The organism is Bacillus sp. FSL R5-0709, from assembly GCF_038004785.1.
Classification (GTDB): domain Bacteria; phylum Bacillota; class Bacilli; order Bacillales; family Bacillaceae_G; genus Bacillus_A; species Bacillus_A mycoides.
This window is the reverse complement of the sequence record NZ_JBBORT010000001.1, coordinates 3,223,891-3,250,579: the sequence shown is the minus strand read 5'-3', so window position 1 is coordinate 3,250,579 and position 26,689 is coordinate 3,223,891. Positions and strand designations below refer to the sequence as shown.

Annotated in this window: 23 protein-coding genes and 4 pseudogenes; 21 read left to right on the top strand and 6 right to left on the bottom strand. The window is 33.8% G+C overall.

Annotated elements, in window-relative coordinates; genetic code table 11:
• The first annotated feature begins 166 nt into the window (after positions 1-166).
• The 6 genes and pseudogenes from MKX37_RS16595 to MKX37_RS16570 all read left to right on the top strand — a co-directional run.
• The gene (locus tag MKX37_RS16595; protein ID WP_001142154.1) at positions 167-841 is read left to right on the top strand and encodes a response regulator transcription factor; all 675 of its coding nucleotides are present in this window, start codon (positions 167-169) and stop codon (positions 839-841) included.
• On the top strand, positions 838-2,205 hold the full coding sequence (locus tag MKX37_RS16590; RefSeq protein WP_002128359.1) for a sensor histidine kinase: 1,368 nt from the start codon (positions 838-840) through the stop codon (positions 2,203-2,205). The genes MKX37_RS16595 and MKX37_RS16590 overlap by 4 nt, the downstream gene beginning before the upstream one ends.
• Before the next feature lie 182 nt (positions 2,206-2,387).
• Positions 2,388-3,368, top strand: coding sequence for an alpha/beta hydrolase (locus tag MKX37_RS16585; protein WP_002128358.1), 981 nt, complete (start codon positions 2,388-2,390; stop codon positions 3,366-3,368).
• A 293-nt stretch (positions 3,369-3,661) separates the two neighbouring features.
• Positions 3,662-3,757, top strand: a pseudogene (locus tag MKX37_RS16580) (YjcZ family sporulation protein); the annotation flags it as partial.
• Positions 3,758-4,268: 511 nt separating this feature from the next.
• Positions 4,269-4,717, top strand: a pseudogene (locus MKX37_RS16575) (CPBP family intramembrane glutamic endopeptidase); the annotation flags it as partial.
• 405 nt (positions 4,718-5,122) lie between these two features.
• Positions 5,123-5,338 (top strand): annotated as a pseudogene (locus MKX37_RS16570) (hypothetical protein); the annotation flags it as partial.
• Positions 5,339-6,067: 729 nt separating this feature from the next.
• On the opposite strand, the gene MKX37_RS16565 reads toward MKX37_RS16570, so the two are convergent.
• Positions 6,068-6,700, bottom strand: a complete 633-nt coding sequence (locus tag MKX37_RS16565; protein WP_002035240.1) for a lysozyme family protein — start codon at positions 6,698-6,700, stop codon at positions 6,068-6,070.
• A gap of 267 nt (positions 6,701-6,967) precedes the next feature.
• Between MKX37_RS16565 and MKX37_RS16560 the strand changes: the two genes are divergently transcribed.
• Both MKX37_RS16560 and MKX37_RS16555 read left to right on the top strand, forming a co-directional pair.
• Positions 6,968-7,135, top strand: coding sequence for a hypothetical protein (locus tag MKX37_RS16560; protein ID WP_002137499.1), 168 nt, complete (start codon positions 6,968-6,970; stop codon positions 7,133-7,135).
• Positions 7,136-8,152: 1,017 nt separating this feature from the next.
• Positions 8,153-8,347 carry a hypothetical protein gene (locus MKX37_RS16555; protein ID WP_033732005.1) on the top strand — a complete coding sequence of 65 codons (195 nt, stop codon included), beginning with the start codon at positions 8,153-8,155 and terminating at the stop codon, positions 8,345-8,347.
• A gap of 168 nt (positions 8,348-8,515) precedes the next feature.
• Here the strand turns inward: MKX37_RS16555 and MKX37_RS16550 are convergent, their stop codons facing one another.
• Positions 8,516-9,772 carry an ATP-binding protein gene (locus tag MKX37_RS16550; RefSeq protein ID WP_002066319.1) on the bottom strand — a complete coding sequence of 419 codons (1,257 nt, stop codon included), beginning with the start codon at positions 9,770-9,772 and terminating at the stop codon, positions 8,516-8,518.
• 1,031 nt (positions 9,773-10,803) lie between these two features.
• Here MKX37_RS16550 and MKX37_RS16545 point away from each other — a divergent pair.
• Positions 10,804-14,085, top strand: a complete 3,282-nt coding sequence (locus MKX37_RS16545) for a VaFE repeat-containing surface-anchored protein (protein ID WP_078203376.1) — start codon at positions 10,804-10,806, stop codon at positions 14,083-14,085.
• 81 nt (positions 14,086-14,166) lie between these two features.
• Here the strand turns inward: MKX37_RS16545 and MKX37_RS16540 are convergent.
• Positions 14,167-14,265 (bottom strand): annotated as a pseudogene (locus MKX37_RS16540) (3'-5' exonuclease); the annotation flags it as partial.
• A gap of 53 nt (positions 14,266-14,318) precedes the next feature.
• Here MKX37_RS16540 and MKX37_RS16535 point away from each other — a divergent pair.
• Genes MKX37_RS16535 through MKX37_RS16525 form a run of 3 tightly spaced genes read left to right on the top strand, consistent with a single transcriptional unit; the run spans position 14,319 to position 15,551 of the window.
• Entirely contained in the window at positions 14,319-14,465 is a 147-nt protein-coding gene (locus MKX37_RS16535; RefSeq protein WP_157681245.1) for a hypothetical protein, read from the top strand.
• 32 nt (positions 14,466-14,497) lie between these two features.
• Positions 14,498-15,178 carry a hypothetical protein gene (locus MKX37_RS16530; RefSeq protein ID WP_002128350.1) on the top strand — a complete coding sequence of 227 codons (681 nt, stop codon included), beginning with the start codon at positions 14,498-14,500 and terminating at the stop codon, positions 15,176-15,178.
• 49 nt (positions 15,179-15,227) lie between these two features.
• The gene (locus MKX37_RS16525; protein WP_002167914.1) at positions 15,228-15,551 is read left to right on the top strand and encodes a hypothetical protein; all 324 of its coding nucleotides are present in this window, start codon (positions 15,228-15,230) and stop codon (positions 15,549-15,551) included.
• A 340-nt stretch (positions 15,552-15,891) separates the two neighbouring features.
• Here the strand turns inward: MKX37_RS16525 and MKX37_RS16520 are convergent, their stop codons facing one another.
• On the bottom strand, positions 15,892-16,146 hold the full coding sequence (locus MKX37_RS16520; RefSeq protein ID WP_002128348.1) for a SunI/YnzG family protein: 255 nt from the start codon (positions 16,144-16,146) through the stop codon (positions 15,892-15,894).
• Positions 16,147-16,390: 244 nt separating this feature from the next.
• On the opposite strand from MKX37_RS16520, the gene MKX37_RS16515 reads away from it, so the two are divergent.
• On the top strand, positions 16,391-17,134 hold the full coding sequence (locus tag MKX37_RS16515) for a M15 family metallopeptidase (RefSeq protein ID WP_033709884.1): 744 nt from the start codon (positions 16,391-16,393) through the stop codon (positions 17,132-17,134).
• Between the two features lie 1,279 nt (positions 17,135-18,413).
• A complete protein-coding gene (locus MKX37_RS16510; RefSeq protein WP_002084333.1) occupies positions 18,414-18,785 on the top strand; it encodes a hypothetical protein in 372 nt (123 codons plus the stop codon).
• Between the two features lie 68 nt (positions 18,786-18,853).
• Here the strand turns inward: MKX37_RS16510 and MKX37_RS16505 are convergent, their stop codons facing one another.
• Complete coding sequence (locus tag MKX37_RS16505) at positions 18,854-19,060, bottom strand: hypothetical protein (RefSeq protein ID WP_000834521.1); 207 nt, start codon at positions 19,058-19,060, stop codon at positions 18,854-18,856.
• Positions 19,061-19,563: 503 nt separating this feature from the next.
• Between MKX37_RS16505 and sigI the strand changes: the two genes are divergently transcribed.
• The 3 genes from sigI (at position 19,564) to MKX37_RS16490 (ending at position 22,123) form a co-directional block, all read left to right on the top strand.
• Complete coding sequence (sigI, locus tag MKX37_RS16500; RefSeq protein ID WP_078422320.1) at positions 19,564-20,286, top strand: RNA polymerase sigma factor SigI; 723 nt, start codon at positions 19,564-19,566, stop codon at positions 20,284-20,286.
• The gene (locus tag MKX37_RS16495; protein WP_078422319.1) at positions 20,279-21,676 is read left to right on the top strand and encodes an anti-sigma factor domain-containing protein; all 1,398 of its coding nucleotides are present in this window, start codon (positions 20,279-20,281) and stop codon (positions 21,674-21,676) included. Before sigI ends, MKX37_RS16495 begins: the two co-directional genes overlap by 8 nt.
• A 180-nt stretch (positions 21,677-21,856) precedes the next feature.
• Positions 21,857-22,123 carry an ArsR/SmtB family transcription factor gene (locus MKX37_RS16490; RefSeq protein WP_000661861.1) on the top strand — a complete coding sequence of 89 codons (267 nt, stop codon included), beginning with the start codon at positions 21,857-21,859 and terminating at the stop codon, positions 22,121-22,123.
• Positions 22,124-22,370: 247 nt separating this feature from the next.
• Here the strand turns inward: MKX37_RS16490 and MKX37_RS16485 are convergent, their stop codons facing one another.
• Positions 22,371-22,694 (bottom strand): winged helix-turn-helix transcriptional regulator, encoded by a 324-nt coding sequence (locus MKX37_RS16485; protein ID WP_002033301.1) that lies wholly within the window; start codon positions 22,692-22,694, stop codon positions 22,371-22,373.
• A gap of 124 nt (positions 22,695-22,818) precedes the next feature.
• On the opposite strand from MKX37_RS16485, the gene MKX37_RS16480 reads away from it, so the two are divergent.
• From MKX37_RS16480 to MKX37_RS16465, 4 genes are all read left to right on the top strand, one after another.
• Positions 22,819-23,352 carry an NAD(P)H-dependent oxidoreductase gene (locus MKX37_RS16480; RefSeq protein WP_002128335.1) on the top strand — a complete coding sequence of 178 codons (534 nt, stop codon included), beginning with the start codon at positions 22,819-22,821 and terminating at the stop codon, positions 23,350-23,352.
• 211 nt (positions 23,353-23,563) lie between these two features.
• The gene (locus MKX37_RS16475) at positions 23,564-25,066 is read left to right on the top strand and encodes a class I adenylate-forming enzyme family protein (RefSeq protein WP_050001051.1); all 1,503 of its coding nucleotides are present in this window, start codon (positions 23,564-23,566) and stop codon (positions 25,064-25,066) included.
• Between the two features lie 144 nt (positions 25,067-25,210).
• The gene (locus MKX37_RS16470) at positions 25,211-25,774 is read left to right on the top strand and encodes a GNAT family N-acetyltransferase (protein ID WP_002128332.1); all 564 of its coding nucleotides are present in this window, start codon (positions 25,211-25,213) and stop codon (positions 25,772-25,774) included.
• 11 nt (positions 25,775-25,785) lie between these two features.
• On the top strand, positions 25,786-26,685 hold the full coding sequence (locus MKX37_RS16465; RefSeq protein WP_002165358.1) for a PhzF family phenazine biosynthesis protein: 900 nt from the start codon (positions 25,786-25,788) through the stop codon (positions 26,683-26,685).
• Positions 26,686-26,689 lie beyond the last annotated feature (4 nt).

Genomic DNA, 26,689 nt, shown 5'->3' with positions numbered 1-26,689 from the left:
GAAGCCTTGTCAATTGAGTGGCAAATTAGTTTGAAAGAAACACTTGAATTCTACAGGTCGATAAATCAAGAAACTGTATTACTTTGGTTAATCAACATACGTGTTAATTTATAGTATAATGATTGCTTGAAATAATGCGGTGGAAAACAGGGAAAAGAGGGAACCGATGCCTACTATACTAGTTGCTGACGACGATGCGAACATTCGCGAACTCGTCTGTTTATTTCTACGCAACGACGGATTCGCAACAGCTGAAGCAGCGGACGGCAAGGAAGCACTGGCCGTCTACATCTCAACGAATGTCGATCTTGTCGTACTTGACATTATGATGCCGATTATGGATGGTTGGACGTTAAGCAAGGAGCTCCGAAGAGCCAATCCTGATCTACCTTTACTTATGCTGACTGCGAGAGGAGAAACATGGGAGAAAGTGAAAGGTTTCGAACTTGGGACGGACGATTATTTAACCAAACCATTCGATCCGTTAGAGTTGACGGTTCGTGTTAGGGCACTACTCAAACGATACAAGATTGGCTCCACGCAGACGATCCATTTAGGGAACGTCATCCTTGATCGACAGACCTATAAAGTGATGAAAGGGACGGAGTCGCTTACGTTGCCGCTAAAGGAGTTCGAATTGCTGTATAAGCTCGCTGGAACACCCGGACAAGTCTATACGCGCGTGCAGTTGATCGATCAGATTTGGGGTATCGATTACGCCGGAGATGATCGAACGGTAGACGTACATATTAAACGGCTGCGTGAACGGTTCGCGACAACACCCGATTTTCGGATCGAAACGGTGCGCGGGCTTGGGTATCGGCTTGAGGTTTATGAATGATCAGATCCTTATATATACGTGTTGTCCTGACATTTTTAGTCTCCATCATCGGGGGCACGATCATTTCTTTTTTGGTGTCAACTTGGATATTCGAAGATAAATTGAACGAAAATGCTCAAATCAACTTACGTAACTTTGGCCAAGACATCGTCCGGATTTACAAGACCTTTCCGTTACGTGAAGCGGACTTGTTCGTAAGTGAAATGAAGCAGCTCGATTCTTATTATATTCGAATCTACGAAGCAACGGGTCAGTTCAAGTCTTACGGTAAACTTCACGGACACAAACCTGCGCCTGTGACGATGGAGCAACTAAAGAAAGTATTAGATGGAGGTGTTGTTCAGGACACTCCTAATGGTATTGCCACGGTCCTCTTAGGGTTGCCGTTGAAAACGGAAATGGGAACGAAAGCGATATTTTTGGAAGCGCTCGCCCCTCCTTCAGCCTCTTTTGTCACAAAGTGGGCATTGGTCTTTGCAACATGTTCGTTGATTGCAGGAAGCTTATTGATTCTAGTTGCCTCTGTATTCCTGGTAAGACCGATAAAAAAGCTGACAAAAGCGACCAAGCGGATAGCATCTGGAGATTTCAACGTCAAGTTGAATATTAAGCAAACGAGTGAGCTGGGTACTTTGGCTCGCAGCTTCGAAGAAATGATGCACGATCTGCAGCAACTTGAGCAGATGCGCAGGGAATTCGTAACGAACGTGTCGCACGAGGTTCAGTCTCCGCTCACTTCGATATCCGGTTATGCTCTAGTGCTTAAGCAAGTTGACCTTTCAGAATACGAACGAAGCCGTTATCTTGATATTATCATCGCTGAAGCGAAAAGGATGTCCAAAATGAGCGATAACCTGCTAAAGCTGAGTTTTCTTGAATCGCAGTCAAAGCAACTGCGGCTCGTCACACTCAGCCTCGATGAACAAATCCGACGGATAATCGTGGCGCTCCAGCCACAATGGTCTGCTCGCGATATACATTTCGAGCTTGATTTACAGACAGTTAAAGTAACGGCTGATCATGACCTGTTAAATCAGGTATGGACGAATATCCTCAGAAATAGCATCAAATTTTCCGAGGATGCCGGCGTGATTAACGTAAGCATCAAACAAGATATCAAAAACGTGACAATCCTAATATCCGACACTGGTATTGGTATTCACCTTGACGACCAGAAGCGTATATTCGATCGTTTTTTTAAGGCCGATCGTTCCCACAGTCGTAAGTATGACGGAAGTGGTATGGGACTCGCTATCGTTAAACAGATCGTGTCGCTTCATCAAGGTGACATCCGAGTGAAAAGTGAACTTGGTCAAGGAACGACCTTCATTGTCACCTTGCCAATCACTACACCAACAGATTAGTTAGATTCATTCTCTATGCTACGACTCATATGCAAGCTTACTTGCATATAGAGCCGTAGCATTTTTTTTGGCAGTTCATATTCAGTTCATATTGTCGTCATGGTGAGTACATCTTCATTGGTTAAGTTTTCATTACAGGCACATGAAGGAAGGCAAACAGATCAGGACAGGAGAAGATGAAAGTGACACAACAAGAGGAAAAGAAAACGCTGAGGGGAATGAAAATAAAGAAAGTGCGAAACATCTTACTTAAAATCATAGGAGCAATCGTTCTAGTCATTGTACTTTTTTTAGGTATTGTTTATATCGTAAATGTGATGAGTAGTCATTCGGAGCAAAAACGAATAGTGCCCTACGGGCAGCACGTATCTGTAGACGGGAAAAACATGAATGTGTTAATTCAAGGCGAGGGCGAGGAAACGATCGTGCTCCTGCCTGGTTATGGAACAGCTACTCCAGGGCTTGATTTTAAGCTTCTTATCGATGAATTATCTCCATTTTACAAAGTTGTTGCGGTAGAGCCTTTCGGTTATGGATTAAGTGATGAAACTGTAAAAGAGCGAACCACGGAGAATATGGTAAGTGAAGTTCATGAAGCTCTACAGCAGCTTAATATTAACAGATACATGCTCATGGGCCACTCCATTACAGGCATTTATGGAATTGATTATGTGAACAAATATCCAAACGAGGTGACTGCATTTGTCGGAATCGATAGCAGTGTTGCAACACAACCGGGTATGGATATCAATTTCCCATTAAAAACGTTTGCATATCTCAAAAAATCAGGTCTCTTAAGATTGGCTATGAAAATCAGTGCTGACCCCTATGCTGGACTGGCATTTGATGAAAAAACCGTAGAGCAAATGAAAATGATTTCGAATAAAAACATGTATAATGACACAACCTTGAATGAGATGGATCATATTTCGTCTAATTTTAAAGGGGCTCAAGGTTTAATCTTCCCTAAATATCTTCCACTTCTTCTCTTTGTACAAGCGAATAATGAAGATGTAGCAGGATGGATACCTCTGCATGAAGGGCAGATCAAAGACTCGGTACATGGAAAAGTAGTAACCATGGATGGATCACATTATTTACACCATACCAAATTCAAAGAAATCGCTGAAAACGTTAGACTATTTATGAAAGAAGTAAAGTAAGTGTTCAGAGAAAGGTTCATTCGTTATTTTATGCATTTGTCTACAGTCTGCAAGACCATCATTTCGATGGTCTTTTTTATGTCCAAACAGTTGTATATTTCCAAACCAAGATTATACTTTCGCCTGAAAGACATTGGGTTTCATTTTCATATTAACTAACGAGGCAGGTGTGCGGCCGATCCTAGGTCGTATCATATAACGGGTGGGATTCCCGTCGAGTAAGAACTAGCCATTCGCTCGTAGCGAGTCTTGGAGGGCTAAAGGTAACTTTAGTCTTTAAGCGTAGACAGTTAGGTGGCGGATTTGCTTTACTGATCGTTCTATTCATCCTGTTAATCATTATAGGATGTAGTTGTTGGGGCGGCGGTAGCGGCGGATTCGGTTACTAAAAAAAGGGGCACTCATAAGAGTGTCTTTTTTCTCAATATAAGAACTCTAAGAATATGATATTATTTTAATGCAAATTCCCTTTTGTGCAATGAGATAGTAATGCCTAACAAAAAACCCACCTATTTCCGTAGGTGGGCCTTATCTTTATTACACAATATCAAAGTATACTCTCTTTTTCTCGTGAATTTTATGTAATTATACATATTTGTAAAAATTACATAAAATAAATATTACATGTAGTAAAATATAAATTGTGGACACGTTCTATAAAGCTGATTCTCCGATTAGAAGGCGTAACACATCTCAACCATATAGGTGTGGTGTGGCGTTGCTTTAATCTAGCCAAACAAACGATCTCGATTCTCTTGTATTTGTACACTAACAATCTGTTGAAAATAAATGATTCTGTTTTATAGGACGTGTTTACTTAATGTCCAATACATATTATTAAATTAAAGTGGTTCAAGTCGGAGGAAGGCACCTTAGGGTGTCTTTTCTTTATGGGGTCTCACCACATCGGTATCTGACTTATTTTTTATGTTTATCATGCAATTTTTTGTTGTTGCATTTATTGAGGAAATCTTTTTTCGTGGATTTATGCTCAAAATGTTGTTTTCAAAGGGGATAAAAAAATCAGTTTTGATTTCAAGTTTTTTGTTTGGTATCACCCATTTATTACAACTAATTGGTGGGCAGTCTATTAAAGATACCATTTTACAAATCATATATGCATTTTTAGTTGGACTTGTCTGTCCTTACTTATCGTAAATAAGCAATCAATTATTATCACCATTACTTTCCACGCTTTTAATAATTTCTTTAATTTTATGGGGAATGTTCAAGCCTCGTCGCTTTTTGCATATATTATTATTGCAATTTTATTCTTCTACACCATATATTTATGGAAACGTGCTAATAAAAAAGAGTGTATTCGACAGGAAATAAATATAGCAGTTTGAGTTGTGATATTACCTTTTCAGTATAGAGGGCAGCCTGGTACCACAATATTACCTTTAAAGGGGCTTGCTGCATGCTCATCAACTTAAGAGATTAATTATTCCCCTAAAATGAAAAAATACGGTATTCTTTCTGTAGAATCATAGGAAAGGATGGCGTTTTTTTCATTCTAGGGGGCATTTCTTTTTTATTAGCTTGATAGCGATGTGGCGGTACCCCATTAATAGAAAACTACTGCAAGAGTTATAGTTTTATGTTTTCATTTCCCTTTTGGCATTTATCTTTTAATCAGATGAATGCTTTTTTTAGTACATAATAAAAAAATAACCAGAAAAACTGTCACAAAATCCGTTTTTCTGGTTTCTCTATAATACAGGCATCAAATTGAAAGTGAGGTTTAAACTAACATGTTAACCATAGAAAATGAAGAAAGTCATGCTTCTGATATACCTTTTGAAGATTTATTTAAGCAGTACTATGCTTATGCTGTGAAACAGATTATATGGATTGTTAAAGATCAATCTATCGCTGAAGAGTTAGCACAAGAAGTGTTTTTACAATTATATCGTAGCGACTGGAAAGTAATTGAAAACATACCTGGATGGTTGATTAAATCTTCTACTATTTATACGCGTTGTTACTATACGCTAAGGAATAGTAATAAAAAGATGATGCCGATAAAACTATATAAAAACCAAAAGAATCCTAAGATGGGGAATGTTTTATGAAAATTAAGCATGGTAAACCTCCTTGGGTATATAAAGGATTATAATACATCGTTGGTCTATTTAGAATACTAACCATGAATTGGAGGGCATTAGGCATGGTTAAACTAATAGAAATGATACATTAAACGTATTTAATGAGTCTGCTAGGTATAAAGATAATTGATAATCATACAATGATATGGAAGGGCCTTTTCTAACGTGTTAGTTACCTCAACGTATATGTATCTCTTGGCGCCTGGGCGAGGGTGCTTTTTTTATTGCACATTATAATATGGACAAGCATAATATTATGTAACAGGACGAGTTCTTCGTGTCCTATTCAATGCTCAGGATAAACCCCAATTCACATTGAGAGCACCAATAGCGAGGGTGCTCTCTTTTTATTGAATCTACATTTATTTTTATGCCTAATGAATTCGCTAAGTGGATACTATTTCATGTAAAATGGTGATTTTATTTATATTCTGGATAGATTTCTTGCGAAATATGTAACTAGAGCCGTATTTAAATTGAAATATGATACGATAGTTGTATATATACATTTAGATGGTAAGAGGGGATAAAAGTTGATGAAAAACCATATAAAAGTAAATGGAAAACTCCTTCAAACAAATATATACAATTTTAATTTTTTTGGAGGCGTTCTTCAATAAGTTTTGCTTTTTCATTCACTTTTGTTGTATATGTGAAATCACCGTAACAATATGGATATCTAAAATTTTGTTTATTTCCACCACAAGTGTATGTAGCTGGATTCTGATCAACTTTCAACTTAGAAAACTGTTTAGCTGTATCTTCCGAGTGTTGTTTAGCTTCTTGATTGGCAATAAAATCAATATAGCCTGGCCCCATATTATAGCTTTGAATAATTGTATCCATGCTAACACCTTTTTCTTCTCCATATCTATACATTTGAACAAAGTGCTTTACCCCTTGTTTAATGCTCAAGTTTATCTCTTGGATTTCATTTGGCTTTAATCCAAGTGATTCGGAAGATTGCATAGGGTCGTTGCCCTCACCCCTACTCTCGTGGTACATAATTCCTAGTAAAATTGCTGTTTTTTCTCCCAAATTATATTTTTCTAATTCTTTTTTCATGATGGGCTCATATTGCAATAAACGTTCCTCGGTAGCAAACGCTTTATTTTTTTGAGTATTGGTTTTGTCATTAAAATATAGTATCCCGATTATTGTTCCTAACCCTAAAATACTAATAAAGAATAATATAATAGTTTGTACTTTTCTCTTATTCTTCAAATATTACTCCTCCTTTTACAAGAAACCCTATTTTCAATGGTGGCTGGTTATTAAAAAAATTCAATAATTCTCTATTTCCCAGCTTTTTTAGACTCGAAAATTTTTTTCTAAATGCTAAGTTTAATAGAAAAATTTAAAGATAAGGTAAAGATAAGATAAAGATAAAATAAAGTCCATTTTTTAGGGTATCCATTATGTGTTCTAAAGGCTCCAGATTCAAGAGATATATTATCTACATAACCCATAAGAGAGAAGGAGGTAAGCAAAATGTCACTTGAAACAGACATAATTCTTTCTTTATTAGATATAAAACTGTGGATGGCCCATCATTCGGAAATTAGTCGCTTAAAAATAAAAAAAAAATTAAAATCAGAACCGTACCTCAATAAGTCTTCAAGTGTTAATAAAAGAAAACTATATAAGGTGAGGGAATAAAGATTCAACACCAATGATTATCAATAATTGAAGTGCTAATGATTATAATAAAAAGAACCTTCAATAGGTTCTTTTTTATAGTTGGTAAATATGTTATCAACAATAGATGGTAATAAAGATAGAAATTTAGACACTTTTTATTAATGGGCTAAGTTTTCTTAGGAAGAAATCTATTTCTCATGACTGATCGCTAGATATAACAGGATATATCATTTATTAATTTTGGTGGGTGATTTAGCTTTTTGAGTTTACCACACTAAAATTTAAATTTTGTTTAGGGACAAAATGTTAAAGTGTTACATTCTGAATTAACAGAAAATTAAGACGGTAAAAATCCTATTAAATCTTTTATCAGGTAACTCATATTTCTTTGGCCTTATTTTCATGGTATTACCGAACGTTTATATGTCTCTAAGGGAAAGAAATACTTTAAGTTTTATTACCATCTAATGTTTGATTAAGATGGTAACATGAAAATAAAACGTTTACAACTAGAAAATAAAGAAAAAATATAAAAATTCGACTTTTTTCGACATTATTACTATGAGAGAAAGAATCTAAATTAAGTAAATCTTATATTTAGAGGGGATATTTACCTTATACATAACGGTTAAAACATTTGCAAATGTTTCACGAGTAATTAAAAACGTCGAATATAAAATTATATTGTGACAATTTTAAACGAACATACTTTATAATTCATACTTAGACCAATAAATTAATTACTAATAAATTAAATACGCTATATTTAATAGAGTATAATACGGAATATTTAACTTTAATGTTCCATATTATATATAATTATGAATCATTTAACATATTTGTTGCGGAAAATTTTGACATAAGATATTTTAAATATTAAGCACAGAAACATTTCAAAGAAAAAGAGCTATTTTAAAATGTACCCTAAAAACGTTTTTCCTAAAAAGTAGTAAGATTTTGCAAAACGTTTCTGTGCCTAATTAGATGAAAATAATATAATAAATTGTTTAAAAGAGATAAAAATAAGTTACTTTTATGGAGAAATATACATCTCATACTATTAGAATTATGTCAAATTGTAGTTTGCAAATTACATTTCAAAGTATAAAAGGGGCATTTATTGCAGCTCGAATATCTATTACTGATTTATTGCATAAAAAAGTAGCTGCACAAAAGTACAGCTACTTTTTTCTTGAAAACATTATTATGCAAATAGCATACTTAACGTAAACTTGCGCTTAACGGTACTTGTGAATAAATTGTGAAATTGCTGCTCTATGTTTCTAACTAACATTTTTGCACCAGAACCATATAAAAAGAGGACGAATAGTTACGTCTTCTTTTTATATGGTTATATTAGCTACAAAATAATATCATTTAAATAAATCTTCTATTATATTAGCAGGGGATAGTGATAGAGAAGTGTGTTCCTTTTCCTAGTTCACTTTCTATCTCTATATCTCCGTTTAATTCTTTAATAATACTGTACGCAATCATAGTACCAAGCCCAGTACCTTTTTCTGTTGTTGAATAAAATGGCAAGGCAATACGTTTTATTTGTTGGGAAGACATTCCTATTCCTGTATCAATAATATCAATTACAATATTATCTTTTATTTTTTGTATATTTATTTGTAATACGCCACCATTTTTCATAGCCTCAATTCCATTTTGTATGATGTTGGTTAGACATATTTTTAATTTTTCAGTATTAGCATTTATGTAAAGGGAATCTGTTGTAATATGCTGTTTTATTTCAACATTATATGAAAGAGCGAGTGGTGAAATATTATCTTTCACTTGATTTAATATGTAATTAATATCTAGTTCCTCTTTTATAATGTTTTGTGGTTTGGTTAAAGATAAATAGTTATTAATAGTAGATTGTATTTGCTGCATTTCAAGTAACATAATTTCTAAGTACTTATCTTGAGACATCTTAGCACTCTCATCTTCATTTAGTAATTGAGTGAATCCACGTACCGTGGTCAGTGGATTATGAATTTCATGCGCGATCGATGCAGCTAGTTCGCTAGCTATATAAAATTTTTCTGCTCTTTGCATTCTTTCTTTTATTTTATATTTCTCGATCATTCCTTCTATTAAATAAACTGATAATAATACTGTGAAAATATTTATGATTATATAATTGAATAAAAATTCAATGAGAGTAGAGTCAATTTTAACACCTGTATTTATTTGCGTTACAATACCGCAGATAGAAAGGGAAGTTGTACATATCAAAATAAGTAGAATACTTAATAATATCTTCTTTTCCTTGAAATAAGTAGGTGACAAGTAACGAAACATGATTGTAATAACAGAAATAATAGTAAAGATAATAAATGATGGGAAGACTCCGCTTCCACCTAAGTAAAATCTATAAGAAAGATATAAAACTCCAATACAAATAATGCTCTTTGTATTTCCATATAGAAAAACTAATATAATGGGAATAAAACGTAAATCATAAATGAACCCAGCGTGTAAATGAAAAGGAAAAGTCATACAAAAAATAATTGCAATGGAGGAAAGTACAGAAATTAATATATTATTACATGCCATTTTTTCTTTATGTTCTAGCCAAAATACTTGGTAACTAAGGATACAAATAATAATAATAAATGTATTTAATAATAGTGTAGGAATTCCCATAGTTTATACCTCTCTGAGAGTTTGTAAGTAGGATTATGTATGTGTTTAATCTAGGTGTTTGATTTTATTAGATTTTCTATCTTTAAAAAAGAAAAGGAAGGGCACTTGAAAAAGTGCTTTTTTACCATTTATATTAAAATCGATGAGGAAGATAGAAATAAAAAGTTACTTTTACTTATGAACAAAAAAATTGAAAGTAGCCCTTGTATAGGTAAAAGATAAAGCAAATTACAGAAATAGTTACGTTTCTCTGGAGTGAATATTCCGAAAAAACATTGTGTATGGCGAAATCCATTTTATAACCTTCGCCATATTAACATGTAACTTATTAAATTACAAAGAAAAAAATTAAAAATTATTATTTTTTTGTTATTTTAATTTATTTAAAAACGTAAAAGTATTCAAGAGGTTACCATTGAGATGCTAGGGTACTTAGACCAATATTCGAACTTAGTAATAACGTTGTTACTTTTTTACTAATATTCTTAATACTAATTTTAGTATAATTAATTGATTGAAAGTTCTAATAATTATCTACGTGCCCCTTTTTTTATATCATTTTATATTAAATACAATGATATTTATTGTCACATAATAATGCAAATTTCCAGTAAACTAATAGAAAAAATCCTATAAAAACATAATTTACTATCTTTTATATAAACATTGCAGGTGTAAATGCAATAAAATTTCATTATTAATACATATATTCAATCTGAAAATATCTGTTTACATATTAAAATATCTTTGTAGTGGTCCTTCATGCCAAGAATCGTTTCCGTACTCCAACTACCGTTATTCTAGTATTTTACCAAGTTTCTTATTTTGCTAAGGTATCCTAATATTGTTACTTTTGTGAAATGTAATGTTTTAATATTATAATTTATAGTGGTTGTTGAGAAAATAAATAATTTGTAAAAATAATATAATATTTGTAACTTTATGTCTTATAATATGAAATATCTTCGTTGTGATTATTTTAAATATTTGAATAATACATCGGATTCATTTTATCTAGGGAGGTTTTAAAATTGGGGAGAAGAGTTGTTAAAAGAGTTTTTGCATTATTATCAGTACTAGCATTATTCTTTAATGTGTTTCTACCGAAGGCAAATGCCGAGGTTATGACGCATGAAAAGTATTCAATGAACTGGAGTTATAGCAACAGTTTAGGTAAGTACATTCGAACTGAAATTATTAAAAATTCAAGCGGTCAAATTGCTTATTGTTTAACTCTTGGCTTAAAATCACCAAATGGTGAAGATCTTCCTGAAATGGGGAAAACAGATAATGTAGTATATAGGGTTCTATTAAATGGTTTCCCACAAAAAAGTATAGAACAACTGGGAGTAGCTAATAAGAATGAAGCACATTATGCAACTCAGCTTGCGGTTTGGAATGCATTAGGTCAACTTGATGTAAATGAATTAAAGCATGAAAATAAAAATGTTGAAAAAGCGGCTAAGACAATTATTAATGCTGCAAATACAAGTGAAGATACTCAAGATGTTTTTATGAATGTGATTCCTGCTGAAAAGCAAAAGGCAGAATTAAAGGGTGAGTTTTTTGAAACAAACCTATACACAGTACAAACAAATGCTAAGAGTGGTTCTTATAAAGTAGTAGCGAAAAATGCACCTAATGGAGTTAAAATTGTTAGTGAAAATGGAGAAGTGAAAGATCAGCTTTCACTTGGGGAAAAATTCCGTATCCAAATTCCTAAAGATACAAAAACAGGTGAATTTAATCTAAGTGTTGCTACAAATTTAACTAAAGTTCAAGCAATTGCTTATCGCGGTACTGATACTGTTCAGAATGCTACAGTGCTACTAGAAAGAAATGAGGAAAAGCTTAGTAGTGACCTTGCAGTAAATTGGGAAGCTGCTGGTTCTTTAAAAATTAAAAAGGTTGGGGAAAATGGAGAAATATTAGCTGGTGCAGTATTTGAAGTCTTTAATGCAAATAATGAATCAGTTGGAAAAATCACGACGGGTGCTGATGGTACTGCAGAATTAAATAACCTACCAATTGGTACCTACATAGTAAAAGAAATTAAAGCACCAACAGGTTATGTTTCAGGTGATAAACCACAAACTATTGAAGTTAAGACAGGGGAAATAGGAGCTGTTCAAGTAGTAAACAACAAAGTAAAAGGTAACATCGAAATAAAAAAACTTAGTGATTCAGGTAAGATGTTACCTAATGTTGAATTCACGGTCTTTACTGAAGATGGAAAAGAAGTGAAAAAAGTAGTAACAAAAGAAAATGGAATTGCAAATGTTGATGGTCTTACGTATGGTAAATATTATTTCTTAGAGACAAAAACACCTAATGGATATATTGGAAATAAAACAAAGTATCCTTTTGAAATTAAAGAGCACAATAAAACACTTACTTTTACAGTGGAAAATACAGAAGTGAAAGGTAGTGTGAAATTACTAAAAGTAGATAATGAAGATATCAGTAAAAAATTAGAAGGTGCAGTATTCGAGCTAAAAGATGCAAGCGGGAAAGTAATTGGGGAATATAAGACAGATAAAAATGGTGAAGTTAACGTCAAAGATTTAGCGTATGGTAAATATTCATTTGTAGAAAAGGCTTCTCCAAATGGTTACGTTCTTATTACAGAACCGATTGTGTTCGAAATAAAGGAACACGGAAAAATTATTGAGCTATTAGCAGTTAATCATCTTATCAAAGGTAATCTAGAAATTACAAAAGTTGATGTAGCTGATGGAAACAATAAGCTTCCGAATGCAGAGTTTACTATTTATAATGAAGCAGGAAAAGAAGTAGTTAAAGGGAAAACAGACGATAAAGGTATCGCGAAGTTTGAAAAGTTACCATTTGGAAAATACACATATAAAGAAACTGTTGCACCAAAAGGTTATGTATTGAATGAAGAAATATTCTCTTTTGAGATCAAAGAGAATGGTCAAATCATTAAACATATTGTCAAAGATGAAAAGATTCCATCAGTAAAAACAACAGCTACTGATAAAACCGATGGTACAAAAGAAATGCACACTTCTAAGTCTGTAACAATCCAAGATAAAGTGGAATACAAAGACCTACAAGTAGGTAAAGAGTACACTTTAAAAGGTAAATTAATGGATAAAGAGACTAATAAACCATTAGTTGTAAATGGTAAAGAAGTAACTGCTGAAACTAAGTTTACACCAAAAGAAGCAAACGGTTCTATTACACTAGATTTCACTTTTGATGCAACTGGTTTAGAAGAAAAAGAAGTAGTAGTATTCGAAGAGTTACTGAAAGACGGAAAAGTTGTTACTACACATGCTGATATCAATGATAAAGGTCAAACAGTTAAGTTCGTTAAGCCATCAGTAAAAACAACAGCTACAAACAAAGCTGATGGTGGAAAAGAGATTCATTCAAAGGATTCTATCACTATTCAAGATAAAGTAGAGTATACTAACTTAGTTGTTGGTAAAGAGTACACTGTAAAAGGTAAATTAATGAACAAAGCTATTAACAAACCATTATTAATTGATGGTAAAGAAATAACAGCAGAGACTAAGTTCATTGCAAAAGAAAAGAATGGTTTTGTAACATTAGACTTTACTTTCGTTGGTGCTGAACAGCAAGGAAGAGAAGTAGTTGTGTTTGAAGACTTATTGCATGAAGGTCAAGTAATTGCAACTCACGCTGACATTAACGATGTAGGTCAAACAGTTCGATTTGTAGAGCCTTCCATTAAAACAACAGCTACAAACAAAGCTGATGGTTCTAAAGAGTTAGACGCTTCTAAATCTGTAACAATCCAAGATAAAGTGGAATACAAAGACTTAATCGTGGGTAAAGAGTACGTTGTAAAAGGCAAACTAATGGATAAAGCAACAAACAAACCATTATTAGTTGATGATAAAGAAGTAACAGTAGAATCTAAGTTTACTGCAAAAGAAAAAAATGGTTCTATCACATTAGATTTCACATTTAATGCTTCTGCATTACAAGGTAAAGAAGTAGTAGTATTTGAAGAACTGTATCAAGATAATATTTTAGTAGCTATTCACGCTGAATTTGAAGATAAGGGACAAACAGTGAAATTCAAAGAGGTAAAACCGGAACAACCTAAACCAGAACAGCCGAATCAAGATAAAAATACTCCAACATCAGAGCAACCTAAAGAGCAAGTAAAAGAGCAACCACAACCTAAGAAAGAAATTCAATCTAAAATTGGATGGTTACCCCAAACAGGCGCTGACCTTACAAGTTGGATCTCTATGGCTGCAGGTGCATTATTGTTAATTGTTGGTGGAGTGATTTTCCTAAAACGTAAAAATGCATAAAAATTAAAAAATAAGCACATCTGTTTTTTTACAAGATGTGCTTATTTTTTATGTTAATAATTTAGTCCTATTTACAGTATTTTAATCTATTTGCTTATTTTTGAGTTGTTGTAATAATTCCAGGACAGCAAAACAGTCAGCAGCTGCTCGGTGTTTAATCGTTAATTCCGTTGCTCCAAGCCAAGTTTTCTACCATACAAAAAGCTGGGGCATCACTTCATAAACAAGCGGTAATGGCTGATGGACTAATTAATAGTGTCTCAACGCATGTTGCAGAAGCTCAACAAGCATTCCCAACCTTGCATACAGATATCATGTCTGGATTAGATGCTGCCAATAACATTATGGACTCTGCTATAAGATTTCAGGCTATAAAATAGATACGTCTAATATAGCTAAAAATGTTGGAAACATGGATGGTTTATCTACTCGCCTCAAAGATTTTGGTGTACCACCTGAAAAAATGGAAGAGTTTTTGGCAGAACAGAAGCGTACAAATGAACTTGGATCGATGTCACTTGATTTCATTCCAGTTATTGGGCAAATCAAACAAGGGCTACAACTCATTAACGGCAAAGAATATTTCACTAATAGAGAGTATGACAAAAATGACTATGTATGGGGAACCGTTTCTACTGTTTTTGGTGGGGCTCCTAAAGTTATTGGACGTGTATTCGGTAAATATGGTGAGTTAGAACAAAAAGCGAAGGATTTAGGAAAAGTATCAAAGGTAACTGAAGAGATTGGATGGAGTATGCCAAGAGGCGGAGGGGTCATTGATGGGCGTAAGTATACTGAACATGCTCTTGAAAGAATGGCACCTGATACAATTCAGGTTCGGGCAGAACTTACGAAGCGTGCACGTGAAAGAGCTGAAAGGAATGGTTACACATTCGGATCAAAAGAATATATGGAGGAATTAAAAAAAGTTGATCCGCGAGGTGTAACACCAAGCGTAGTAGAAGAAACAATTAAGCATGATACTAAAAAACCAGGAAATAAACCTGGTCTATGGCAATACGATGGGAAAGATGTTAGAGTCGTATTGAATGATAGTGGCGATGTTGTTTCCGTTGTACCTAATAAATCGTGAATATTATAAATAAAGTAGATTGAGACCATTCACGAAAGGAGTTGTTAAAATGAATATTCAATATGATGAATACGAATTATTAGAAATATTCGAGAGTGAACCAGAAGATTATTTTATTCCTGGTGCAGGTGCATATATATATAATAAAATAGATAAATTAGGATTTGAATTAGTAATGATTATGTGTTATTACGAGGAAACTGTTGAATTACAATTGTATTACAAAAATAAATGCATATTTGAAACCAAGATACATTCGGCGAAACGAATCTATACCCGTAATGACTCATTATATGTCCAAGGCGGCGTAGAAAACAAAACAATCGAAGTAAAATTCAAGCCACATTTTACAGTTCAAATAGAGAAGTTCTAGATAGATGAAATAAGAAAACACCTTATGCATATAAGGTGTTTTCTTATACAAAAAGCGCCTACATAGACGCTTTTTGTGCCACTTAAAAGGATTTAAGATACGTTTACTTGAGTTCTTTAGGTAGCTAGGGTTTGAAATACTAACTTAAAAGAAAAATGTTGAGCAGTTCATCTTTATTATTAATATATCTGAATTAAAGATGCAATTTTGCATCCCAATTTCTGCGGCATCAATTACATGCTACCCTCACAAATATAGAAAAAGGTGCGAAGTCAATTCTATGACTTTGCACCTTTTTATTTCACTTGAACTTTGTTTAAGCGCGTTTATCTACTCATTGTTACGCGTGAATTGCGTTTAAAATCGACACTTTATTCGTAGTAAATAATACATAATTTTGTTTTACAGTTTTAATTAATATACGATCAGTTGTCCCATATGCTGTTCCGATACGGATTGCACTTGGTTCTTCAACACCCGCATAGGTAGCATCTTCGGTAACCTCAATCACATCACGTAATGGAATCGTGACCTCCGCAAATTGCCATGAAATAATTAACTCTTCTTTTGTTTTTTTGACATCAATGCCTAGCATTATACCAAGACCTTTCTATAACAGAATGCTACACTTCTTATCTTATTATACAAATTTTTAGATTATTTTTCTACATGTATAAATAGAGCTGATATTTTAAGGGTATCAAAAGAACGGGAAGATATACTATCAATCTATTAAGGAATGCGTTATGAAGAAAAGTTCACAAGGAATTAATATGGATTTGATATGGTTGAAGTATGATGAATGAGTAACTGTAGGAGTTGCAGGAAGGAAATGAATGATGAGACTTAAATTAGTAGGAACCTTAACTTGTATAGTAGTAATGCTAGGTATCTTTATCATTTACACCAATATATCTATTGGTAAAGAACCATATAAGACAAACCATGAAACTAGTGAAAACTCCATAAATAAAGAAAAAAATAGTAAGCAAAATGGGACTTCAAATAAGATAGCAAGTTCCTTTGCTAGTATACAGGCTGTAGTAAATAAGGAATATGGTTTACCCGAAGACTATATGCCAGAGGATTTAGTTGTACCAAATGTACCGTTCTCATTTAGTGGAACGGTAGAAAAGAGTCATCTTCGTAAAGAAGCAGCGGAAGCGTTAGAAAAACTATTCCTTTTAGCTAAGCAAGATGGGATCCAGTTGAATGCTGTTTCAGGATTTCGTTCCTATGAGTATCAAAAAGGTCTGTATGCCAACAATGTTAAAAAGAAAGGGCAAGAGCATACGGATCGCTTCTCTGCAAAGCCAGGGCATAGCGAACATCAAACAGGGTTAACGATGGATGTTTCTTCTAAAAGTGCGAACAATGAACTAGAGCTATCCTTTGCGAATACGAAGGAAGGAAAATGGCTGAAAGAAAACGCGCATCGTGCAGGGTTTATCATTCGTTATCCTAAGGGGAAGGAAAGTATTACGGGTTATGCATATGAACCTTGGCATATTCGCTATGTAGGAGATATTGCTGAAAATATATATAAGGAAAAACTGACTTTAGAAGAATATATGAATCTGTGAAAATAGAATTGAAGAGTTAAACTGTATTCATTGTTTATGAATGCTACTTTTTCTATTAAAAAGCCTAATTTCTCAATGTTTTGTAGAGAAATTAGGTTTTTTTCATCACTTCATTAGAGTTTTTTAGGCTTCGTTCGTTGGTATACTTCACACAATATTATAAAGGAAATAGAACTTACTGAAGATAACATATGAATGTTTTATAAATGTATCAAAAAAGTGAACAAAATCGTTATTTTGCACAACAAGGTAGTCAGCTTAATGAAATAACTGCTTGTAAAAAAAGAAGCCCTACAGGAAATATTACAGGGCTTCACCAAGTTGAGTTATGTCGTATTCACAAGGGATTTTAACATGATATTTGTGTTGAATAAACTGGTAAATGTGTCCAAGTAATTTGGAGCTATTTTATAAAAAAAGAGAAGCGCTTAATCAGGACGCTCCTCTTAATGCCAATACACAATAACTATCCCATTATACTATATAAGCGTAAAATATTTAATAATTACCTTCATGGTAAATATTTCATTTTGTCTTAGTACCTTTAAATCACGAAAAAAGGTTCTGCTGTTTCCAACAGAACCTTTCCTAAAATGGCAAAGAGTAACTCTTACCTTACTCTTTGTTCATATACTACAGGAGTTTTAATGAAAATCCAAGGCTCCTTATATTGAGAAATAAAGAAGAATCATTATAAAAAATTTTATCTTTTTTCATAAATAAAAGAGCAGCTAGCAAAAACTAACTGCTCAATACAAGGAGATACAGAGAAAACTAAATGGATTTTGGCATACAGCCTATCAACATTATGGACATAATATTGATTTTTATTCGAAGGAATTCATGTTTTACAAATCAGATTATGATAGTCGATATTCTCCATATTGACCAGAAAAGAACCAAGAATTCTAGTGAAATTCCAAGTGTTCTTTTCCTAGTTTTTTGAAATTCTTTTACTAAATAGCCAATAGCGCTAATTGCTAGAAGAATGAAAAGAATAAGTTCTAGTGTAACTGGCATTTGATCTACTCCTAATCCATTATTTTAATTTAGTATATAACGATTATAAGATATTTTTTGTGGTTAGTGGTGAGAAATTAAACAAAACCATCTCTTTACGAAAAAAGGTCCTGTTGTTTCCAACAGAACCTTTCCTAAAATGGCAAAGAGTAACTCTTACCTTACTCTTTGTTCATATACTACAGGAGTTTTAATGAAAATCCAAGGCTCCTTATATTGAGAAATAAAGAAGAATCATTTAAATTGTTTTTGAGTAGAAATGAAAATAGGGGTTTGCCTTAAACATTTATTATTAATCAAGAATATGAGTATAGAAACAGGCTTAAATTTTGTAATGGTGGAGGGGATTGTTGTGGACATAACTCAAAGTGTGGTAAGAATAGTGGTTAATGGGAAAGACCTTCCGTTCACTTCAGTTCAAACCTCTGCATGGAATCATGGACCTGTAAATGATTTAATCGTTTCGACGAATCAGAGAGTGAATGAGCTTTATCAATTCATGTGGTCACAAGTACCAGTTACGATCTCGGTGTATTTTCTTCAAGGGGCGGACTTAATGAGATTCGCTAGGATCGCTGGAATTAATGAACGTGTAACGGGAGAATATATATATCATTTCATTTGGGGATAAGAAGAATTCAAAGTAGCTTAACAGCTGCTTTTTTATTTTGCATAGAAAAAGGAACCATAATAGGCTCCTTAATTTGATTCAGAAGTTGTGTAGTTTTTCTTGATGATATCTTTTATGTTGATAATTAAGGATATAAGGAATCCAGCAGCTAGGATACCGTTTACCCAGTAATATGTATTCCCGGATGTAAATTTATTATAAAAGGAATCGATATTATAATACACTAAGCCTGCTGAAATGACGGTAGAGATTACTAACGTACCAAAACTTTTCATGACGCTGCCCTCCGATTCTGAAATTTTAGACTTTTAATACAATTATACATTTAAATAAAAAGGTTTACAAAGGAATTACCATAAGGAGGAGTTATAACGAGTTTCTTCCAATTGATGGTTTTTATTTTTGAAAAAATAACTATTTTATAAAAAATATTTTTTTGACCCCCATAAAATTATTTGTTCCTTCGAATATATATAAGTAGAAGAAAAAGCTAAAATTACCAAAAATATAGCGAAGAGTTATTCGAAGATTGCAGCTAAAATAGAAAAGAGCAAGAAGAACAAGTGGTATTGCAAAAGAAAACAAGAAAGTAATACAAAATACAGACTTCACTTTAGTACAAGTGGAAAAAATAGTCATATAAAAAATCGGCCTCGAAAAATATGAGCACCAGCAAGAAGACAAGCCCAAAGAAAAGTACTAAGAAAATGTGGTTAAATGGTCACTTGTTTAGTGGCCATTTTGCTATTTGAAGCAGAAGGAGGCAGGGAGATTACTAGTGTTGAGTTTAGTAATGAAAATCTTAAAAAAAACGAAAATAGAAGATATCGTATTTAACATACAAAACAACGGAGGAGATAAGGAAGCTTTTATCATACAGTATCAGCCGTTTATTAGAAAATCAATCTCGTCTGTCTGCCGCAGGTACATTACAGAACAGGATGATGAATATAGTATTGGATTGTTTGCGTTTAACGAAGCAATTGAACAGTATTCATATAAAAAAGGAAAATCTTTTCTAGCGTTTGCTGATCTTCTTATAAAAAGAGATGTAATTGACTATATACGCAAGGAGTCTAAGCATAATCTTGTCTTTTTAAAAGAAGATAAGCAAGAGGAAATATTAGAAATACAAGTATCGCTTACGGAGTATATGAAAGAGATGGAAAATAGTAACCGTAAGGAGGAAATTCTTCATTTTCAAAGTGTGCTAGCTGAGTTTAAAATCACATTTTCAGAGCTTGCTAAGGAATCCCCTAAGCATCGTGATACGCGTGAGCACTTAATAGAAATTGTAAAGATTATTATAAAAGACGAGAAAATGATGGAAGAGCTGTTCCGAAAGAAAAAGTTACCCCTTAAACATATTGAACCACGTGTTAGGGTAAGTCGTAAAACGTTGGAGCGACATCGAAAATACATTATTGCGATGTGTATTATCTTTGCAAACAACTATACATATATTCTGGATTATATAAGAGGGGAGAAGCATGATGAATAAAGGAATTGTGATGGATATAAAGAAACATAACGTAGTTGTTTTAACTCCAAATGGAGAGTTTATTACGTTTAAAAGAAAAGTACACTCTTACATGATTGGAGAGGAAATCTCGTTTAACGAACAAGAGCAAAGAGCACCGCGTTTTTCAATCCCTTCTTTCTTAAAGCCTGCATCATTACTTGTTACTTGTTTTCTATGTGTGTTGCTGTTTTTCTACAACCAACCGGAAGAAAAAGTATTTGCTTATGTCTCAGTTGATATAAATCCAAGTTTAGAGGTGAGCGTAACAAAGGATCTTCGTGTTATAGATTTGCGAGCTTGTAATGATGATGGAAGGCGTATTTTAAAAGAAATGAAAGGGTGGGAAAATAAGCATCTGCAAGACGTAATACGTACTATTATAAAGCAGAGTCAAGGGGATAAGTACTTAACGAATGATAAGCAAGTTATGCTAACAGCTGTTACAAAGGACAAGTCGTTAGAACCACAGTTGGAAAAGGTTATGCAGGAATTAAAGAAAGAGTATGAGATAAAACATATTACAGTTGAATATCAAAGCAGTACGATGCAAATGCGGGAGGATGCCAAGAAAGCAGGGGTTGGAACGGGCGTTTATATAAAACAAGAGAATGAGAAGCAAAAATCGCTTACTCCACCTGCACCTCCGTCTAATCAAGAACAACAAAAGTCATCTTCTGATGCATCGTCGGACGCATCTCCTGTAAAAGAAGAAAGCAACGAGAAGAAAGAGCATATAGAACAAAAGCAATCTAAGGAACAACAACCGAAGCAAATAAAAGAAAATAATGGGAATCAGCAAGAGAACAACGGAAGAGGATCACAAGGAAATAATGGGAATGGGCAAGGAAACAACGGCAGAGGGTCACAAGGAAATAATGGAAATGGGCAAGGAAACAACGGCAGAGAGTCACAAGGAAATAATGGAAATGGGCAAGGAAACAAAGGCAGAGGGTCCCAAGGGAATAATGGAAACCAGCAAGGGAACAACGGAAGAGAATCGCAAGGGAATAATGGACATCAGCAAGAAAACAACGGTAGAGGTCCACAAAAAGAAAATAATGGACACCAGCAAGAAAACAACGGTAGAGGATCCCAAGGGAATAATGGGCATCAGCAAGAGAATAACGGAAGAGAATCGCAAGGGAATAATGGAAATGGTCAAGGAAACAACGGAAGAGAATCGCAAGGGAATAATGGGAATGGTCAAGGAAACAACGGAAGAGAATCGCAAGGGAATAATGGGAATGGTCAAGGGAACAACGGAAGAGAATCGCAAGGGAATAATGGGCATCAGCAAGAAAACAACGGTAGAGGATCGCAAGGGAATAATGGGCACCAGCAAGGGAACAATGGTAGAGGGTCTCAGTAAGGAAAGCTCCTACCACATAATATCGAGTGAAAGAAAAATCTATAGAATATTGAACAGAGGGATTCCTTCCATCTGAAGGAATTTCTTAATATTTTTTAAAATGACGGACATAAAATCGTATATCCTTTCGAATTATATATATGGATATCATTAATATTTATATAAAAGGGGAGAAAAAATATGAAAGAAATGTATGAAGAAATCACTGAAGTATTAAAGGTGTTGGCGCATCCTGTCCGTTTATCATTAGTAAAAATAATGCTTGCAAAAGGTCCTATTAACGTAACGACAATGTATGAAACATTACAAATGCCTCAAAGTACAATTAGTCAACATTTATCTAAACTAAAAGCTACTAAAGTCGTTACAGGTACTCGGAAAGGATTAGAAATTTATTATGAGGTAACAGATAATCGTACAAAAGCGATATTATTAAGCTTGGCTTAAAGGGTAACTGTTTAGATTTCAAAATTAAGTAAGCAATTCAGCGACTATAATTTTCTTATTAACATTAGTCGTATGTGTTGTTGTTTTTAATTTGTTTAATACATTTCTTTATTAGGGTCTTGCCGTATCACTATCAAGCTAAAGTTTAAATGGATTATAAAAATGAAAGTTTTCTTATTAGGGTCTTTTTGTTAGCTTGATAGTGATGTGCCATTCCCACTAGTATGTAAAGAATTTGGTAGTTTTTTTAGTCATGTAATCTTTTGATCTGATGGTCTTTTCCCCATTCAAATAGTTCATCCATAATTTGCATTAAAGATTTTCCATGTTCGCTTATTGTGTACTCAACCTTTGGTGGTACTTCTTGATATACAGTACGATGGATAATCCCATCAGCCTCAAGTTGCCGAAGTTGCTGTGTGAGAACTTTTTGTGTAATGTTTGGAATTTCTCGTTTTATTTCATTTGTTCGCATTTTTCCATCCGCCAAAACACATAAAATATGAATTTTCCATTTTCCACCGATCACGTCGAGTGTCGTTGCGATTGGGCAATTATCATTTTGATTCATATAACACCTCCAAAGGTACTTTAAGGTTCCTATAGCACTTTAAAGTACGTACTTTTCAATTATATGTGACTCACTCATACTAATACGTAAAGGATTGAATAATTTAAAAAGGGGATGGAAGATGATGAGAACACTTGTAATTGTAGCACACCCTGATATTGAAAAATCAAAAATTAATAAAAGATGGATCGAAGAACTTGAGAAACATTCGGATGAAATAACGGTGCATGAATTATATAAAGCGGCACCAAATTGGGAGTTTAATATTGAAGAAGAGCAAAAGCTATTAGTAGAACATGACAGATATATATTTCAATTTCCGCTTTATTGGTACAGTTCACCACCATTATTAAAAAAATGGTTCGATGATGTATTAACATATGGATTTGCCTACGGATCAAAAGGGGATAAAGTGAAGGGGAAAGAATTTGGTGTAGCTATTTCTATAGGTGGGTTAGAAAAAGACTATAAAAATAGCGGAATTACAATGGATGAATTAACGAAACCATTCCACGCTACGAGCTTATATACAGGAATGGAATTTATACCATCATTTTATTTATATGGTGCGGAATATGAAATCAGTGATGAAGAGATTGACAAAAGTGCACCTGAGTATGTGAAATATGTGATGAATAAGGAGTTTTCTAATATATAAGGAGAAATAGCCATTTACTTGTTAAGTAGATGGCTATTTTTGTTTATCCCGCATTAACCGCCCGTAAGGTGTGGACTAATAATCAGTGGGGATGAACACCTCACATCGACTAAAGATTCACTTCATTTAAATTCACTAAGTTTAATCTTTAGTAAATTAATAATTAATCTGGTAAAATAAAAACCCTAACACATATAAAGGGGAGTTTTACTTGAGAACGATGCGACAATTATTACAAAAAAGAGCAATGCAGTCACCAAATTTGGAAGCGCTTATCGGTGGAGAGAAAAGGTATTCGTTTCAGCAGTATAATGAACGAGTAAATCAGCTTGCACATTATTTGTTACATACCGGTATGGAAAGAGGGGATCGTATAGGAATTCTATGCAAAAATAATCATCCGTTTCCAAGCGTTATGATGGCAAGCTTAAAAATTGGAGCGGTATTTATTCCGCTTAATCATCAGCTTACTGCTTATGAATTAGAATCGATTGTAAAAGAAGCGAGATTAAAAGTATTAGTTATTGATGATGAATTTAGTGAAGTTGTATTAAAGATTAATGGAGTTAAAGAAATTCCTTATGTAATTGAGACGACAAAAGAAGGATTTGGCTCATTTGAATTAAAATTAAAGGAACAGCCAATAACAGAGCCGAATGTGGAAGTTCATGAAGATGATGATGCCATTTACTTATTTACTTCAGGAACGACTGGACAGGCAAAAGCATGTGTAATTGGTCATAAAAACTTACACCATTATTTTACTGAAATTGCGGGGCAAAGAGAAATTCCAGCAGGTGAACGCTTTTTATCAGTGCACCCATTGTTTCATATGAGTGGCGTGCTTTCTATTTTAAATTGTATTTATCATGGCGTTACGATGGTCTTTTTAGCTGATTCGAATCCTACTCTTATTTGGGATAAGATTGAAGAAGAGAAAATTACTACGATGCTTGCGTTCCCAGCTGTTTATAGTTACATGCTTGATGAATTAGATAAAAAAGAGCGCAACATTTCGGCCTTTAAAGTAGCGCAAAGTGGTGGTACAAAGGTGCCAGAAACACTCATTCAAAAATATATGGAAAAAGGCATTTATATGGTGCAAGGTTATGGGAGTACAGAAGGTTGGGTAGTAACTTCTTGGCATCCAAATATGGGAAAAGAAAAAATGTCTTCTGTAGGGAAAACTTTGAAACATGTAGAGCTGAAAATTGTTCATCCAGAAACAGGTGATGAGCTAACAACAAATAAAGTTGGAGAGATTCACGTGAAAAGCCCGTACATGTTTAAAGGATATTGGAATAATGAAGAGGCAACAAAGAAGGTAGTAAAAGATAATTGGTTTAACATGGGTGATGCCGGTATGATAGATGATGATGGATTTCTACATATTATGGGAAGATATAAAGACGTTATCGTACGCGGTGGTGACAACGTATATCCAGATCAAGTAGAAGATGTAATTCATGAAATAAATGGCGTTTTAGAAGTTGCAGTAGTTGGGATTCCAAATGACTTTTGGGGGGAGGTTCCAACAGCTTACATTGTAAAGGACATTCAAACGTCTTTAACAGAAGAAGAGATTATTCAGCATTGTAAAGAAAAACTAGCAAGCTATAAAATACCAGAAGTTGTATTTATGGACGAATTACCGAAAAACGCTTTAGGGAAAGTGTTGAAGAGGGAATTAAGGGATGTTTTTCTTGTGAAATAAAAGGTTATTAAATAATGAAGAATCCAGTTATGTAAAAAGCATAACTGGATTTTTGTTTATAAAAAACATAATGATTTACTAGATTTTGTATTTTGTGTAAGATAATAAAGAATATTCAATTAACAATTAAAGGAAGAGATATAAATGAAGCTGCCACTATTACAAGTAGAGACAGAGAGACTGATTATTCGTCCATTTCAAAAAGAGGATTATGAAAGTTGGTTAGATGGATTCAATAAGAGGTTACCATCTCAATATAAATACGATGATGGCTATCATGACATGTCGTCTTCAACGAAAGAATGGTTTACGGAATGGATAAGAGGATTTGATGAGGCGGCAAGACGGGATGAAATGTACGTTCTAGGTATTTTTCAGAAAGAAGATGGCGCCAATATTGGAAAGCTAGAACTTATAAAAATTTTACGTATGGACTATCAATGGGCGATGATGGGTTACTCTATTCATAATCAACATTGGAAAAATGGATACGGAGCAGAAAGTGTAATAGCTGCGCTGCCGTTATTTTTTAATGGCCTTCAATTTCATAGAATCGAATTACATATACATATCGATAATGAGCCATCTATTCGTCTTGCAGAAAGAGCTGGTTTTTCATTTGAATGTACGAGAGAGGCATTTTCTATGGGGAATGGTAAGTGGGTAGATTTTCTTATTTATTATAAAAATAATGAAACGAACAAATAAGGGGATAAAAAATGAAGACTATAAACGTATTTCATTACGACGCATTTACGAATAAACCAAATATGGGAAATCCAGCAGGTATTGTATTAGAGGCGGATGGATTAACGGAAGAGGACATGCAGCGTATTGCTGAAAAAGTTGGATTTAACGAAACATCTTTCGTTCTTTCTTCAGAAGTAGCAGATATAAGAATGCGCTATTTTACACCAGGGTTTGAAATGGATTTATGTGGTCATGGGACAGTTGGAACTATATATGCCTTGCGTGAAAGAGGTTTATTAGAAGAAAAAACAAACCTTACGATTGAGACGAAGGCAGGTATTTTACCAATACAAATAGGTGCAAATGAAAATGGAGAAACCTTTATTAAAATGAGGCAGGCAGCACCTCAGTTTAAAGATTTTGCAGGTTCAAAAGAAGAATTAGCTCATAGTATCGGGTTAGAAGTAACTGATTTAGATGCAAGTGTACCAATTGTATATGGAAGTACGGGGAACTGGACTGTAATTGTACCGATTAAAAATCTAGATGCATGTGAAAGAATGAAACCTAAAAATGAGGCGTTTCCATCGGTATTAAAAGAAATACCTAAGGCTTCTATCCATCCAGTTTGTCTAGAAACTTATGATGAACAGGTGCAAATGCACGGTCGTCATTTTTCATCACCTTATTCTGGAATGATTGAAGATCCAGTGACAGGAACAGCTTCAGGGGTAATGGGAGCGTATTATGCGACGTATTTGGAGAAAGATTTTGACCGTGAATTGGAGTTAATCGTTGAGCAAGGACAGGAAATAAATAAAGATGGTCGTGTAACGGTTTATGTAACGAAAGATGTAGAAAATGATAACTTACAAATTGATATTGCTGGAACAGCGGTGTATGTAAAAGAGTTTGAAATTTCAATATAAAAGA

Excerpts from the sequence above, each read along its gene's own strand:
- MKX37_RS16595 (WP_001142154.1), top strand. The coding sequence starts at position 167 with ATGCCTACTATACTAGTTGCTGACGACGATGCGAACATTCGCGAACTC.
- MKX37_RS16590 (WP_002128359.1), top strand. The coding sequence starts at position 838 with ATGATCAGATCCTTATATATACGTGTTGTCCTGACATTTTTAGTCTCC.
- MKX37_RS16560 (WP_002137499.1), top strand. The coding sequence starts at position 6,968 with ATGTCACTTGAAACAGACATAATTCTTTCTTTATTAGATATAAAACTG.
- MKX37_RS16555 (WP_033732005.1), top strand. The coding sequence starts at position 8,153 with ATGGAGAAATATACATCTCATACTATTAGAATTATGTCAAATTGTAGT.
- MKX37_RS16550 (WP_002066319.1), bottom strand. The coding sequence starts at position 9,772 with ATGGGAATTCCTACACTATTATTAAATACATTTATTATTATTATTTGT.
- MKX37_RS16535 (WP_157681245.1), top strand. The coding sequence starts at position 14,319 with ATGGCTGATGGACTAATTAATAGTGTCTCAACGCATGTTGCAGAAGCT.
- MKX37_RS16530 (WP_002128350.1), top strand. The coding sequence starts at position 14,498 with ATGGATGGTTTATCTACTCGCCTCAAAGATTTTGGTGTACCACCTGAA.
- MKX37_RS16525 (WP_002167914.1), top strand. The coding sequence starts at position 15,228 with ATGAATATTCAATATGATGAATACGAATTATTAGAAATATTCGAGAGT.
- MKX37_RS16520 (WP_002128348.1), bottom strand. The coding sequence starts at position 16,146 with ATGCTAGGCATTGATGTCAAAAAAACAAAAGAAGAGTTAATTATTTCA.
- MKX37_RS16515 (WP_033709884.1), top strand. The coding sequence starts at position 16,391 with ATGAGACTTAAATTAGTAGGAACCTTAACTTGTATAGTAGTAATGCTA.
- MKX37_RS16510 (WP_002084333.1), top strand. The coding sequence starts at position 18,414 with ATGAAAATAGGGGTTTGCCTTAAACATTTATTATTAATCAAGAATATG.
- MKX37_RS16505 (WP_000834521.1), bottom strand. The coding sequence starts at position 19,060 with ATGAAAAGTTTTGGTACGTTAGTAATCTCTACCGTCATTTCAGCAGGC.
- MKX37_RS16495 (WP_078422319.1), top strand. The coding sequence starts at position 20,279 with ATGAATAAAGGAATTGTGATGGATATAAAGAAACATAACGTAGTTGTT.
- MKX37_RS16490 (WP_000661861.1), top strand. The coding sequence starts at position 21,857 with ATGAAAGAAATGTATGAAGAAATCACTGAAGTATTAAAGGTGTTGGCG.
- MKX37_RS16485 (WP_002033301.1), bottom strand. The coding sequence starts at position 22,694 with ATGAATCAAAATGATAATTGCCCAATCGCAACGACACTCGACGTGATC.
- MKX37_RS16480 (WP_002128335.1), top strand. The coding sequence starts at position 22,819 with ATGAGAACACTTGTAATTGTAGCACACCCTGATATTGAAAAATCAAAA.
- MKX37_RS16470 (WP_002128332.1), top strand. The coding sequence starts at position 25,211 with ATGAAGCTGCCACTATTACAAGTAGAGACAGAGAGACTGATTATTCGT.
- MKX37_RS16465 (WP_002165358.1), top strand. The coding sequence starts at position 25,786 with ATGAAGACTATAAACGTATTTCATTACGACGCATTTACGAATAAACCA.